This window comes from Caballeronia ptereochthonis, assembly GCF_001545075.1.
Taxonomy (GTDB): Bacteria; Pseudomonadota; Gammaproteobacteria; order Burkholderiales; family Burkholderiaceae; genus Caballeronia; species Caballeronia ptereochthonis.
The window spans coordinates 270,009-283,807 of the sequence record NZ_FCOB02000005.1 but is presented as its reverse complement, the minus strand read 5'-3'; the positions used below and the strand labels follow the sequence as shown (position 1 = coordinate 283,807).

Here is a 13,799-nt window from a genome sequence, read left to right as displayed (position 1 = left end):
GTATACGTTCTCCATGTCAGCGCGCGCGTGGATCGAACACGCGATAGAGCGCATCGGTCAGCAGATTGAGCGCGATGAACGTCGCGCCGATCACGAGCGTGCTGCCGAGCACGGCGTTCATGTCGGCGTTCAGCAACGCGCCGGTCAGATACGACCCGATGCCCGGCCACGCGAACACGATCTCGGTCAGCACCGAGCCTTCCAGCAGATAGCTGTACGCGAGCGCGATCACCGTGAGAAGCGGCACCGCGATATTGCCGAACGCATGCCGCCAGATCACGCGGCGCTCGGGCAGTCCTTTCGCGCGCGCGGTCGTCACGTATTCCTGACTCAATTGCTCGAGCATGAACGAGCGCGTCATGCGCGAGAGATACGCGATCGAGTAGAACGCGAGCACGCTCGCCGGCAGCGCGATATGCGAGAACGCATTCTCGAAGACATCCCATTCGCCGGCGATGAGCGAGTCGATCAGCAGGCTGCCCGTGCGCGTATCGACCATGCCGTCGTAGAGCGGATCGATGCGGCCCGGGCCCGACACCCAATGCAGCCGCGCGTAGAAAAGCAGGAGACCCATCAACGCGAGCCAGAACACCGGCACCGAGCTGCCCGCGAGGCCGATCACGCGCGCGACGTGATCCACGATGCGATTGTGCCGCACCGCCGCCGCGACGCCGAGCGGCACGCCGATCGTCACGCCGATGAACGTCGAGAGCGTCGCGAGCTCGAGCGTCGCCGGAAAGACGCGTCTGACGTCGTCGATCACCGGATTGGCCGTCAGGAGCGAGATGCCGAGATTGCCGTGCAGCACGTCGCGCGCGTAGATCAGGAATTGATCGATGAGCGGCTTGTCGAGCCCGAGCCGCAGGCGCGCGGCCGCATAGGCGCTCGCGGACGCGCGGTCGCCGAGAATGGCGAGCACCGGATCGATCGGAATCTTGCGTCCGATGAAGAAGGTGATCGCCAGCAGGCCCGTGAACGTGATGACGAGCATCGCGATCCAGCGCGCGAGCGCCAGCGCGATGCGCACGCCGCCGCGCCGGGCGCTCGCTGCGCGCATGCGGTCGATGAAGGTGACCGTGCTCACTGCTTCTTGATGTTGCGGTACGACACGAGATCGTTGATCGGCCCGACTTCGAGACCGGTCACGCCGGGACGCGCCGCCACCTGCGACACCTTCTGGAACATGATCACGAACGGCGACTTCGCGAGCACTTCCCGCTGCATCTTCTCGTACATCTGCGCGCGCTTCTTCGTGTCGCTTTCGGCGAGCGCCGCGTTGGTTTCCTTCGTGAGCTGTGGAATGTCCCACGCGTTGCGCCAGGCGAGCATCTTGTAGCTCGACGCATCCGAGTTGTCCGGATTCCACACGAAGCCCTGCGCGTTGCTGTGCGGATCGATGTAATCCGCCGACCATTCACCGATATAGATGTCGTGCGCCCGCGCGCGATAGCGGCCGAGCGTCTGCTTGTTGTCGCTCGGCACGAGCTGCACCTTGATGTTGGCGAGCGCGAGATTCGCCTGCACCGCCTGCGCGATCTCGCTGTAGGGGTAGTCGTTGCGCACGTCCATCTTCACCGTGAAGCCGTTGGCGAGCCCCGCTTTCGCGAGCAGCGCCTTCGCCTTCACGACGTCCTGGTGATACGGGTTCTCGTTCAGCGCGCCGAGAAAGCCTTCGGGCAGGAACGCTTCATGCACCTTGTAGGTCGTGCGGATCACGTTCTTCTGGATGCCCTGATAGTCGATCAGCCACTTCATCGCTTCCCAGACTTCGGGCTTCGCGAGATTCGGATTCTTGTTGTTCAGGCCGAGATACATGAGCGTCGCTTGCGGCACGGCCGTCGCCTTGATGACGCCGGACTTCGACAACGTGTCGAGATCGTCGGGGCTCAGGTCGCGCGCGACGTCGATGTCGCCGTTCTGGATCATCAGGCGCTGGCTCGCCGCCTCGGTCACGTGACGCAGCACGATGCGCTTCATTGCGAGCGGAATGCGGTAGCCCTCGAAGCGCTGCAGCACGATGCTGTCGTTCGCTGTCCACTTCACGAGCTTGTACGCGCCCGAGCCCGCCTCGTTGGTCTTGAGCCACTCGTTGCCGTAGTCGCCGCCCTTCGCGTGCGATTCGACGAGCTTGCGATCCACGACCGACGCGGGCCACGCGCCGAGCACGTTCAGCACGAAGGTCGGCGCATAGCGTTGGTCGGTCGTGATGGAGACGGTCGTGTCGTCGATCTTCTTCACGTTCTGCAAGGCGTTCGCCTTCGTGAGGCCAATGCCCGCCAGCACCGCCGCCGCTCCCTTATCGAGCAGCGCGGTGCGCTGGATCGACCAGGCGACGTCGTCGGCCGTGAGCGGATTGCCCGAGTGGAACTTGAGCCCCGGGCGAATCCTGAACGTGAACGTGAGGCCGTCCGGGCTCACGGTCCAGGACTCGGCGACATCGCCGTTGAACTTCGAGGGATCCTTCAGGTCGACGCGCACCAGACGGTCATACGTGTTCGCGACGTATTCCTCCGGCACGAGCTCGTAGATTTCGCCGGGATCGAGCGTCGTGAATTCGTCGAGCAGCGTCGCCATGACGAACATGTCCTTCGGCGTGGCGGCGCTCGCCGTGTGTGCGCTCAGCCCCGCCGTCAGCGCCGATGCGAGCATGACCGCTGCCAATGCCTTTTTCATGTGATGTCGTCCTGTGGATGTCGCGTTTTACATGAGCCGCAGCGGGCCGCTTTCTTCGTTGTCGATCAGAGGAAGTTCGCGCGAGCCCGGCAATTCGTAATGCCACCACTCGCTCTTGATGTGCGTGAAGCCCGCGCCGTGCATCACGCCGAGCAGGAGCGTGCGGTTGCGCTGCACCTGCTCCGGCAGGCCGACATGGAAATGCTCGGATTCGACGACCATCGCATCGAAGCCGGTGCCCATGTCGAGCTCGTTGCCGTCTCGATCGACGAGCGTCAGATCTACCGCCGTGCCGCGGCTGTGATTCGATCCGCGTCCCAGCTCGGCGATGAAGGTCGGATCGGGCAGGAAGTCCCACAGCACCTTTTGCGCTTGCGGCGGACGATAGGCGTCGAAGATCCTGAGCGTCGTGCCGATGCTTCGCGCGATGTCGACGGCTTTTCGCAATGCGGCTTCCGCGGGTTCCAGCAGCAGGCAGTGCTGCGCCTTGTAGATGGGCTTGCCGGTGAAGTTGCGATCGGTCCCGTAGACGAGATCGATCTGGACGTGATGGGTTTCGGGCGTGATGTGCAGCAGGCGGGATCGAGTCATGTGTTCGAAATCCTGGCGGAGCGGTGACGCGCGCGGCGGTTGCTGTCGATAGACGAACCTTAACCCGTAGGAAAAATCTGCGAAACCCTTTCTGTCGGGTGGTTTCGGCAATTCACGACGCGAGCGGCCAGCGGGCGAGGACTTCGTAGCGCGACTGGCCGAGCAGGCTGCGCACGAGCGCGAACTCGCGCGCGGTCCACGCGATCGGCGCGACGGCTTGCCGCGGGAGGCGATGCTCGTCGTAGAACAAGGTCACGTGAGGCGTGAAGCGGGGATGACGTTTGACGGCGATGCCGGCGTCATCGAGCGCGGCGCCGAGCGCTTGTTCGAGCGCGGCGAGCGGCTCGGTGACGTCGCCCGCGAGCACCAGCGGACGTCTGGCGCGGCGGCCGGAGAAGCTTTCGATCCGGTCGAGCACGATCCCGACTGGCGGCGCCGCGATCCGGGCGGCCGCGGCGCATGCGTGCGCGAGCGTTTCGGCCGGAACGCCGGGAAAAGCGCCGAGATAATGCAAGGTGACGTGAAGGCGGTCGGCGGCCACCGCCCTCGCCTTCAGCCTGTGATCGATCCGCAGCCGCGCCGCGAGTTCGCCGATGCGCGCGGCGGCGGCATCATCGGGATAAAGCGCGAAGAAGACGGACTCGGTGAGGCGCTCGGCCTGCTTGCGGTCGTTACTCTCACTCAATTGTCAACCGACCTCCCGGACGTGCGTTCCCCGTCACGAGAGCGATCATAGCCGAAGAATAAGGCGCTCGGGCCTGCATTGGCGGCGAACCTTCGGCGCCGCATGCCGCGCTTGCCGCCCTCGCGCAAAGCACGTGTCGCGTTCAGGCAGCGAAATTGAATACCTTGGTCTGGCTCGGGGACGCGCCCGTACCCGGCGCATTCGTGCTGTTCTGAATCGTGGGATCGGTCATGCGCGTGGTCGCGCTTCCGCCCACCAGCACGGTTTGAGCCCCGTTCGTGTTCTGGGAAGCCGACGATACGGTCCCCGACGACACGCCGCCCATGGAACCGCCCGCATCTCCGGACGTCACCGGAATGAGGGTGGCCTGGTTGTGAATCGGTCCGCCGCAAATCAGGATATGCGGAACATTGGGAATCGCCTGGGCGCGCATCGCGTTGTTCGGATACGCAACCGGTACGGCAGCGGGCGGCGTCCTGTTGACCGTGGTGGCGTAGTTCGTCCCGCCCGCGCTCGAATTGACCATGACCATGATGCGCTCCTAGCCCAGGTGAATCTGCTCGGCATCGATCTTCGAGAGCCGCTCGGCCGTCAGGACGGCGTGCCTGCCGTGCAAACGCACGCTTTCCGACGCGCTGTAATCGATGTGACCCGCGCGCAAGTGATCGACCGATTCGACGGTTCTGAAAGTCTTCTTGCTGATCTGCACGATACGCTCGAAGACCGACTCCAGCGCCTGACCCAGCACGCGCAGCCTGCTCGCATGCAACTGGGCATCCCCCACGGCGATGCTGGCAAGCTCCGCCGAGAACTCCATCTGCCCGCTCTCGAGCTTGAGCGCATCGCGGCCCTGCACGTGAACGCGGCCATTCGACACGAAACGCAGCGCATCGGTCGCCTCGACGACCAGTTCGCCGTCGACGCCGATGCGCGCAGCCTTCCTGACGCTGCGCTCGAGGATCGCCAGCACGAAGATCTGGGCGGTATCGGCAAAGCTCAGCGTCACGCAATCGCCCACAATCGGGTCGATCAGGCAACTGAACGCGCGCTTGCAGCGCAGTCGGACGCCATCGCGTTCGACGAGCAAGGTCCCGTCGGTCAATACGTCGACGACGGTCCCGGTCCGTTGACGGATATGCTCTGGAAAAGGCAGTGGCAATGTCACGAGATTGGATGGCATATCGGATACTCCTTCATTACGTTCTGGTCGGTGTGTCGCGCTCCCGGGACCATTCCTGTGCGGCGAACAGCGCCTCGTCGCGCTCGATTGCGCCACGGCGGCCCAGCCACGCATCGCCGCGGGCGCCATGAAATAGCGTTCGTTCGAAGGCCGCGCCATCGAAGGTCGCCTCGCGCAAATCGGCACCGACGAAGTCCGCTCTTCGCAGACCTGCGTCGTCGAAGCGGCAAGCGCTGACGCAAGCGTTCTGGAATACCGTGCCAGTCAGGTCGGCCCCGGTCAGGTCAATTCGCGGCGCGTCCGCGTCGGTCCAGACGCTGTTCGCGAGATCGGCGTGCCGGCATCGCGCGGATGCGAGGTGCGCGCCGCAGAAGATGGCGAGCGGCGCCTTTGCGTGATCCAGCACGGCGCCTTCGAGATTCGCGTTCTGAAAGTTGCAGCGCGGCAAGCCGGCGGAGGTGAAATCGCATCCCCGAAGATCGGCGGCAAAGAACTGGCATCCGTTCAGCGTATGCCCGCGAAAACTTTGACCGGCGAGATTCGACTCGGTGAAGATGGCTTCATTCATGGACGCTTCGTCGAAGCGAACGCCACGCAGGTCGAGCCGATAGAAAAAGCATCGGTCGATGGCGGCACGGCTGAAATCCGCCCGCGCGAGCGGCGCCTCGTCGAAGACGCCGAACTGCAACGATGCATCCGCGAACACGCAGCTTTCGAAGCCGCCCTTCAGCGCCATGAGGTGACTCGCCCTCATCGACGAAAAGTCTGTCTCGCGCACCTGCGTGCCGCTCAGGCGGCAATGATCCATTCGGCAGCGATTGAATCGGCTGCGTGCCACCTCGCCATTGACAAACACGCTCCTGGAGCAATCCGCATCGGACAAGTCGGCGTCCGTCATCGCGCAATCCAGGAACATGCATTCGACCAGTCGCGCCCCTGCCAGGCAGGTTCCGGCAAAATGAACCTTTTCGAAAACCGCGCCCGACAGATCGCATCCGGCCAGAGACAGCCCCGCCAGCGACTCTCCCTTGATCGGCTCGCCGCGCCGCACGCGCTGTACGACCTGCTCACGAGTCAGGCTCATGCGTTTGCCTCTCGCTTCGGATGGAACAGGGTCTGCTCCAGATAGGCATCGTCGAAACGCGTGTCTTGCATCGCAACTTCGGAAAGGTCGGCGCGGAACAGATTCGCGCGATCGAAACACGCGCCGTTCAGAACCGCCCGGCGCATGGATGCGCCGAGCAGGTCGCTGCCCGTGAAATCCGCACCGCTCAGATCGGCGCGCGCGAAACGGGTGCCGTGGATCCGCGCGCTCCGAAAATCGGCGCCTTCCAGAAGCGCACCGGTAAAGTCGCTTCGATCGATGCTCGCACGACGAAACCGGGTGCCATGCAAACACGCCCCACCCAGATTCACCTCGCTCAACCTGGCGTTGGAGAAGTCCGCGTGGTCGAGCACGGTTTTCCTGACGAAACACGCCTTGCACAGCCGCGAGTCGGCGAAGTCGATGCCTTCCGCTCGCGTTTCCAGAAAGCCGAGACCCTCGATGTCGCAGTGGGCAAACGAGACGCGGTTGAGTGTGCAATCGACGAACACCGTCTTGCGAATGGTCGATGCAGCGAAAATCACATCGTTCAAGGTCTGCCCGAGAAACGTGAGATCACCTAACGACGCATGCCTCATATCGACGCAATCGAATTCGCATGCCTTGAATTGCGCGCGCTTCAGCGAGACGCCTCTCATCCTGCAGTTCGCGAAGCGGGCTCGCTCGAGGATGCATTGGTCGAGCTTGGCATCGTCGAAATCGGCCGCCTCACATGCTGCGAGCGACAGGTTCGCCCGCGTCAGATTCGCGCCCGAAAGCGTCGTGTGGGCCAGGCGGGCGCGCGCCAGTACGGCGCCCTCGAGCGTTGCGTGGGAAAGGTCCGCGCCGCTCAGATCGGCGCATTCCAGGAGTGCGCGCGAAAGGCGCGCATGACGCAGATTCATGCCGCTCAGGTCGGCGCCCGTCAGATCCATGCCCTCGAGCGATTCGCCTCGCGCGGCCATCGCCGCAACGCGCGAGCGCAATTCCCGGGAAGCGATTGCGTCCAGACACGGCGCGGCCTCCTGATACTGAACCGCTTGCAGATAGGACTCGCGCAGCTTCTCGTCGATGTCGAAGCCAAGCTCGGGCGGCACAGCGGCGTTCGCCACCGACGGCGGCAAGAACGAGCCCATGGCAACCGGCGGTCCTCGCGGCGCCGAGCGTTGAAGCGAGATCGGACTCACGGCCTGCTTCTGCGCGGTCTGCTCGAGTTCGCGCCGCAGCGCCTCTGCCGAAGCCTGTTCTGCTTTTGCGTCCGCCAACTGTTTCTCGACGAAATCGGCCAGCTTCCCGGGGCTCACCACGCTCGACGCAGGCTCCGCGAAGATCGCGGGATCGAGCGGGCAGGAGGAAACCTTTGACGCTTCCTCGCGTGCGCGTCGCAACATGTTGTCCTTGAACGGGCTGCTCACATGAGCATCGCTGGCAAGCGGCGCTGCGTCGTAGAGCGTTTCAGGAACGAGATCGCTGTCGCGCAGTGCATGGAGCGCGCCGCGTTCGCGGTCCGAGCGCCGATCGAACACGCGTCGATATTCGTCGACGGGCCTTGATTCATTGCACCGTTCCGCGCCGAGCATGAGGCATCCGATATCGCTCGTGTCGAACTCGCGCATTCGCACGCGGCCGTGGAAAATCATCACCACGCGCTCGCGATGCGGAATGAACCACGCGGTCGTCAGCCGGAGCGCGACTTCCTCCAGCGCATCGTCACCGAGCCGCTGCACGAACGCGCGCACGCGCAGCGGCGGCAGCGTGCCTTCGAGCATCGCATGCCGGGGGTGCATATTCACGAGCCGATACGCTCCGCAATCCGGCAACGCATCGAGAAATATGAACTGCTGATCGGCGGGTGCAACGTTGAAATAGCGCTTGTCCATGGTGCGTGGAAAGCCGGGTCGGTCCACCTCCAGCCATTGCTGATCCAGCGCGCCGTACAGCACGCGGCGCTGCGGCCAGTCCCCTGCGATGGGCCCGAAGCCCGCGGGCTCCGCCCGGTCGCCGCGCTTCGACACGCGGCTGGCTTCGTACTCGATGTTGGGCAGCCCTTTCACTGGCGCTTCAGGCGCTTCGGCGCCCGTGCCGAGCGGATTCTCCTGACAGCCGTGCCCTCCGAAGGCGAGCCGCCAATCGAGCGCCAGGGTATCGAATGGCTGCGCGCTCGCGGGAACGTCGTCACGCCAGCGCCGGTCCCCCGACACCAGCAGATGCTTTTCGATGCCGCAGAACGACACGCTGACGGGACATGTGTTGCTTTCATCGCAATACTTCCCGTAGGCGTTCGCCGATAACAGGAACTCCGCGTAGTGCTTCGGCAAGGCCGCATCGAGCATGTAACCGTTCAGCGCCTCGCCGACGATGTCCCACAGCTCCTTTTCTGAGACGAGACGCGGCGCATCGCCCAAGGTCGACATGACCGGCACGGCGATGCCAAGATGTTCGCCGCCTTCGAACCTGAACGGGCGCGTGAGGATGCCGAGCGGACTCGGTTTGATGAATCTCATGGTGCTCGAGTGATCCGACGGTGGTTGATCAGAACGTCACCGAATGGCCTACGTGCGCGACCGATACGCCAGTCACCGAGGTAGACGATCCGGTCAGCGTAACCACGGAGCCCGTGGTATCGATCGCGCTTCCGGTCATCGCAATCTGAGAGCCCGTGAATGCAGTTTGCGAGCCCGTGAACATGAACTGGACGCCGGCCGCCACGGTCTGCATGGGCGCCATCATCGTCAGCGGGCCACCGACGATCATCGTCGAGGCGCCGTTCACGATCTGCGTGGAGCTTCCGTTCACGACCGTCGTCGTATCGCCGCCAACCGTCGAGACCTTGTTCGCACCCACGCTGCTCGTCTGATCCTTCTCCACCGACAGGTTGTAGTCGCGTTCCGCGTGCAGAATGACTTGCTCTTCGCCCGCCTTGTCCTCGAACAGCAACATGTTCGCGTTGGCGGTCGAACCCAGCGGCGTGCGCGACACGAAGCCGCTTCGCGTGGCGTTGACGGGAAGATCCAGTGGAGGCATCGCAGCCGCGTTGTACACGCGGCCGATCACGATCGGCCTGTCCGGATCGCCATTTTCGAAGTCGACGATGACCTCCGTGCCGACGCGTGGAATGTGAATGCCGCCATAGTTCTCGCCCGCCCAGGGGTAGTTCACGCGCACCCAGCAGGAAGACGTGTGGTCTTTCGCGGGCGAGCGGTCCCAGTGGAACTTCACCTTGATCTGCCCATACTGGTTCGTCCAGATTTCGCTTCCGGGCGCACCGGTCACGATGGCCGTTTGCGGACCCGTGGTGCGCGGCTTCTCCACTTCCCGCTTCGGACGGAACATGACGTTGCCCGGCTGCACCTCGAACGTCGTCCTGAACGCGGTTTCCCCGGAATCGGTGACGTCGCCCTTTTCTTCGGCGTGCAGGGTCGCCTTGAGCACCAGATACGTCCGGTTCGCCCGCTGCTGCGGATAGCCCTCCAGTGCGAATACCGATCCGCACACCACGTTGCGCAGATTGCCGCTGCCGGCGCCGCGCTCGCCGCGAGCCCGCAATTCCTGAATACGGATGCGGGCAAGGTGTTCTCCCTGCCGCGGATCCGTGAAATCGCCCGGCCACTCGTAGTTTTCGATGTCATTGAGCGCCGTCTGCTGGGGCATCTGCCGCTGGGACAGGAGCGTGGCCTTCGGCTTCCTGAAATCGAAATCATCCGTGGTCCATACACCCGCTTGCAGACTCTGGGAAATGTCGAAAGCGTCGACATATTCCCGGTCCACGCGATGACCCGGCGGATAAAAATGCAGGCTCCGGTAAGCCTCGCTGCGCACCGGCTCATGTGCGCCGACGTTGTCCACGATCACCATGCGGTGAAAGCCGCCCGAGTGCTCGTAGAACCAGTACAGCCCGTGTTCGGCCATCAAACGTTGCACGAAGTCCAGGTCCGACTCGCCGTACTGCACCTGATACTCGAGCGCGAGATAAGTCTCGCCGAGCCGCTTTTCATAGGAGTACGCGTAGTTGCTCTTCAGCACTTCATCGACGATCTCGACCACCGATCTGTTCTGGAAAATCCGGTAGTCCTTGCGCCTCGCGGCCAGTTCGATCCACGGCTTCAGCCTGATCTCGTAGCGTCCCTGACGCCCGCCCTGGCCGAGATATCTCGCCTCGAACACGAGACCGCTGATCTCCCGCTCGCCTGCGCCGACATTGGCCACGCCTTCCAGGTCGGGCGCGCCCGGGACATGCGCGCCCATCCCTTCAAGCTGAATGGTCAGGGTAAGCGGCTTGCCGATCATCTTCTTCAAGTCGATGTTCGCCGCGGTCTCCTCGGAGACAAACGGCTCGGCCGGCGTCACGAGTTCGAGAACATATTCGTAGACCCTGGACAGCTCTTCCGTGCCCCGAACGGAACGGAGCTGCAGCAGCGGCTCGCCCGCGGACGACATCGGCATGGCCGCCCCATTGACGGAAAGCGTCCGGTTCGCAGTGAAAGGCACCAAAACAAACCTCCTGATGTAAGGCGACGCCAGGCGTCGCGCGTCTCTATCCAGACCCGAGCAGGCGCGCTTCAGGTCACGCTGCGCGTGCCCATGCGCGCGGGCCAGCGCGCGATCAGGCCACGCTGCTGCGAATGCAGTTCGGTCTGCACGAACGAGTGCATCGACACATAGCGCGCGAGATAGCGTTCGACGACGAGCCCGAAGAGATAGGGGCTGATGCCGGCGAAGCCCCGTTCGTCCACGGTCACGCGGATTTCCACGCCGCTGCCGAACACCAGGTCGCCGCCATCGGGCAACTTTTTCGTCACCGGGACGGCGGCGACATCCGTGATCGCGTCGATCTGCGCACGGTGAACGCGATCGTCCGGCGCGAGAAAAAGCTTCAGCGTGTCGCGCAGATTCTCCGCGGCGCGGCCATCGTGGTCCGAGACGAGCGCCTGTATCCCCGCGTTGAGCTGCCTGATCAACTTCCATGCGACCTCGCCGTGAGCGTAAGGAGCTCTCGGCGCAGTGGGCGGCCGCACGAGTCCCACCCCTTTTCTGACCGGCGCCGACGGCACGGCCTCGAGGTCGTCGCGTCCGTTGCGGACGAGCAGATTCGGCAGATCGCCGTTGGTGACCCAGACGTCCGCGCTCACGTAATTGATCGGCTGCGGATAGGGCAAGCCATCCTGATCGACGAGTGACACATACAGGTCCGTGCATGCGTACGAGGTACGCGTTCCATAGCGGCGCGACCCGCCGGACGACGCCCGTTGCTCCCGTCGCACCGAGTAGTAGCGCCCGTGGCCGCCCTCGTCCTGGTTCAGCGCGCCTTGACGCGCTAGAAACTCCAGTTTCCGGGAATCGGCTTCGGCATGTCCGCACAGTCGCTCGATCGAGAAGACCTCGTAGTCCGCCGGACGCAGGGGAACCGGACATAGCCGCACTTCGTCGCCGCTCTGATGCAATTCCAGCGCGTCGATTCGCAACGGAAACAGATTGATGACCGGCGTGCAGAAGAGCGCGAAGCTTGCGGCATCCACACGGTTTGCCAGCGCCCCCGGCTCCCGATCGAGCAGCAGCACGATCTCCGCTTCCGGGCCGTCGACCGCGGCGAGGCCTTTGTGCAAGCCATTTAGCGTGAAAAAGTAGAAGCGGGCCGGGCTGGTGAAATATTCGTGCAGCAGGTTGTGCCCGTGAAATTTCGGCCAGTTCAGTGGCAACAGGCCTTGCCCGGGCTCCAGCGCCTCGTGCACGAGGGCCGCGCGGTTCACGACGTGAAACGGCGCGTCGGCCGCGCCGAAGCGTGACGGCATGGCGGTGATCGTCGCCAACCCCGAAACGTGCAGCAGCTCGAACAGGTGCGACGCCAGCGACTCCTCACCGACCAGACAAACCGGCAGCCTGTCGAGCCCGCGCAGCTCCGACATCCTGCATCCGTTGGTCGTGCGCAGCCTGAGGCGCAATGCGCCGCGAACCTGACTGTGCGCGGGCACCCAGCGATTCGGCGAAGGAATGTCGGGCGGGATCCCCGTCAACTGCGCGCCGACGATCTCGAGCGGATAAATCGTGACGTCCTGGCTGGTCACGAACGTGCATTGCGACTTCTCGCCATCGGCGATCCGGCTGGTCAGAGAAGCGCCGCGCGCAAGCACGAAGCCGCCGCGGGCATCGCCCTGGGCTTCGTCCGGAAACAGTCGCGCGACGGCCATCGAGGGCGTCGGCAAAAGGTAATTCGGATAGATGGCTTCCAGCAGCGGATAGGTGATTTCCGGGAACTCGGCGGCGAGCCGCAGTTGCATCCGCGCCGACAGGAAACCGGACGATTGAATCAGGCGCTCCACGTACGGGTCGCCGACCTCTCCGGCATGCATGCCGAGCCGGCGCGAAATCTTCGGATGCCCGATCGCGAATTCCGCCATCAGCTCGCGCAGATAGAGGACCTCCTGGTTGTAGGCATTCAGCAGGTGCGGGTCGATACCCATGGCGACTCCAGATAGTGTCTTGTCTTCAACGAAGCCTCATCTCATGACGAAGCGAAGCGCCAAGGCAGCCTTGCACGCCGCGCGCTCGCTCAAGTCGGCTCGCCTGCATCGGTTTCCCATTGCTCGATGAATTCCATCGGGATCGCCTTCACGGCCTGCGCGTACGGCTTTCCGACGAACTGCTCGGCGCGGCGCAGCAGGAGGGGGACCGGACTGCTCGGCTCGTGCCGCTCGAACCAGCGCCGCACTTCGCGGATACGCGCGAGCGCGCCCTGCCGGTCGAATGCCTCCGTACGCGCCGGCGCTTGCCCGGGTGCGATCGGCACTTCCGCCTCCGCGCCGCCCGCTTGTGGCTCGCAATCGTTCACCGGGGCGGACGGCGTGTGATCGTTCGAGGAGGATTCTTCGCTGTACGCGGCCGGGACGACAGGAGTCTTCGATTCCGTTTCAGCCAGGCGTTCCAGGAGCTGCGTGAGCGGCGAAAGATCCGGCACGTAAGCGCCGAGCCGCTCGCGGGTCCAGACGTCGATGCGCGCGAGACTCGCCGCTGCTTTTTCGAATTCCGTGAAGACATCGGCCTGACGCGCACGCAAGTCGTCCAGTTGGCGCGCCACGGACTCGGGCGCCAGCGCGTCGTTCGGACGCGGGTGCGCGAAGGCGCGCTCGATATCCCGTACCTGGAGCCGCGTCGCGCTGGAGCGGGCAAGCACGATCTCGCGCACGTCCGACATCAAGCCATCGGCGTCGGTCAGCGCCTGCAGCGCATTCATGCGAATCTCGAGCGCCGCATCCGGGTCCTCGTCCATCGCGGGCTGCGGATGAATCGAGTCGGGAAACGCGGTCAGCCACGCGTCGAGCAAGCCCACGCCTTCGGCCAGTCCCGCTGCGCCCGAGAGCCGCGTGCGGCACCGCGCAAACAACACCGCGAGGCGCATGTCCTTGCTGCGCATCATCAATTGCCGGCATGCGCGGTCGACCTCGCTCCAGTTCACCGGCTCGGGCACGCCGACGAAGTCGCCGTACTGCGCTTCCATGCGCGCGGCAACCTGCGCTGACAGCACGACGAACTCGGGATCGTATTCGAGATCGACGCCGCATGGCGCCGCGTCAGCGACGGGCATCATCCAG

General features: G+C 64.2%; 11 protein-coding genes. All 11 read right to left on the bottom strand.

Features of this window, described 5'->3' with window-relative positions:
- Nucleotides 1-16: 16 nt before the first annotated feature.
- The 11 genes from AWB83_RS07615 to tssA all read right to left on the bottom strand — a co-directional run bounded on the left by AWB83_RS07615 (nt 17) and on the right by tssA (nt 13,795).
- Entirely contained in the window at nt 17-1,057 is a 1,041-nt protein-coding gene (locus AWB83_RS07615; RefSeq protein ID WP_087043929.1) for an ABC transporter permease, read from the bottom strand.
- 23 nt (nt 1,058-1,080) lie between these two features.
- Nucleotides 1,081-2,649 carry an ABC transporter substrate-binding protein gene (locus tag AWB83_RS07610; protein WP_374729095.1) on the bottom strand — a complete coding sequence of 523 codons (1,569 nt, stop codon included), beginning with the start codon at nt 2,647-2,649 and terminating at the stop codon, nt 1,081-1,083.
- A gap of 51 nt (nt 2,650-2,700) precedes the next feature.
- Nucleotides 2,701-3,264 carry a D-alanyl-D-alanine dipeptidase gene (ddpX, locus tag AWB83_RS07605; RefSeq protein ID WP_087043850.1) on the bottom strand — a complete coding sequence of 188 codons (564 nt, stop codon included), beginning with the start codon at nt 3,262-3,264 and terminating at the stop codon, nt 2,701-2,703.
- A gap of 112 nt (nt 3,265-3,376) precedes the next feature.
- The gene (thpR, locus tag AWB83_RS07600; RefSeq protein ID WP_087043849.1) at nt 3,377-3,949 is read right to left on the bottom strand and encodes an RNA 2',3'-cyclic phosphodiesterase; all 573 of its coding nucleotides are present in this window, start codon (nt 3,947-3,949) and stop codon (nt 3,377-3,379) included.
- A gap of 142 nt (nt 3,950-4,091) precedes the next feature.
- Nucleotides 4,092-4,481: a PAAR-like domain-containing protein gene (locus AWB83_RS07595; RefSeq protein WP_087043847.1), complete on the bottom strand. Its 390-nt coding sequence runs from the start codon at nt 4,479-4,481 to the stop codon at nt 4,092-4,094.
- A gap of 9 nt (nt 4,482-4,490) precedes the next feature.
- A complete protein-coding gene (locus AWB83_RS07590; RefSeq protein WP_159463023.1) occupies nt 4,491-5,129 on the bottom strand; it encodes a DUF3540 domain-containing protein in 639 nt (212 codons plus the stop codon).
- Nucleotides 5,130-5,145: 16 nt separating this feature from the next.
- A complete protein-coding gene (locus AWB83_RS07585) occupies nt 5,146-6,180 on the bottom strand; it encodes a pentapeptide repeat-containing protein (RefSeq protein ID WP_159463022.1) in 1,035 nt (344 codons plus the stop codon).
- A gap of 29 nt (nt 6,181-6,209) precedes the next feature.
- Nucleotides 6,210-8,717, bottom strand: coding sequence for a DUF2169 family type VI secretion system accessory protein (locus AWB83_RS07580; protein WP_087043841.1), 2,508 nt, complete (start codon nt 8,715-8,717; stop codon nt 6,210-6,212).
- A 28-nt stretch (nt 8,718-8,745) separates the two neighbouring features.
- On the bottom strand, nt 8,746-10,656 hold the full coding sequence (locus AWB83_RS07575; protein ID WP_087043840.1) for a type VI secretion system Vgr family protein: 1,911 nt from the start codon (nt 10,654-10,656) through the stop codon (nt 8,746-8,748).
- A gap of 116 nt (nt 10,657-10,772) precedes the next feature.
- Complete coding sequence (tssF, locus tag AWB83_RS07570) at nt 10,773-12,665, bottom strand: type VI secretion system baseplate subunit TssF (protein ID WP_087043927.1); 1,893 nt, start codon at nt 12,663-12,665, stop codon at nt 10,773-10,775.
- Between the two features lie 95 nt (nt 12,666-12,760).
- Complete coding sequence (gene tssA, locus AWB83_RS07565) at nt 12,761-13,795, bottom strand: type VI secretion system protein TssA (RefSeq protein WP_087043925.1); 1,035 nt, start codon at nt 13,793-13,795, stop codon at nt 12,761-12,763.
- Between the last annotated feature and the right edge of the window lie 4 nt (nt 13,796-13,799).

Coding starts and splice junctions, on each gene's coding strand:
- ddpX (WP_087043850.1), bottom strand. CDS start 3,264: ATGACTCGATCCCGCCTGCTGCACATCACGCCCGAAACCCATCACGTC.
- AWB83_RS07615 (WP_087043929.1), bottom strand. CDS start 1,057: ATGCGCGCAGCGAGCGCCCGGCGCGGCGGCGTGCGCATCGCGCTGGCG.
- AWB83_RS07595 (WP_087043847.1), bottom strand. CDS start 4,481: ATGGTCATGGTCAATTCGAGCGCGGGCGGGACGAACTACGCCACCACG.
- AWB83_RS07590 (WP_159463023.1), bottom strand. CDS start 5,129: ATGCCATCCAATCTCGTGACATTGCCACTGCCTTTTCCAGAGCATATC.
- tssA (WP_087043925.1), bottom strand. CDS start 13,795: ATGATGCCCGTCGCTGACGCGGCGCCATGCGGCGTCGATCTCGAATAC.
- AWB83_RS07580 (WP_087043841.1), bottom strand. CDS start 8,717: ATGAGATTCATCAAACCGAGTCCGCTCGGCATCCTCACGCGCCCGTTC.
- AWB83_RS07575 (WP_087043840.1), bottom strand. CDS start 10,656: ATGCCGATGTCGTCCGCGGGCGAGCCGCTGCTGCAGCTCCGTTCCGTT.
- AWB83_RS07610 (WP_374729095.1), bottom strand. CDS start 2,649: ATGCTCGCATCGGCGCTGACGGCGGGGCTGAGCGCACACACGGCGAGC.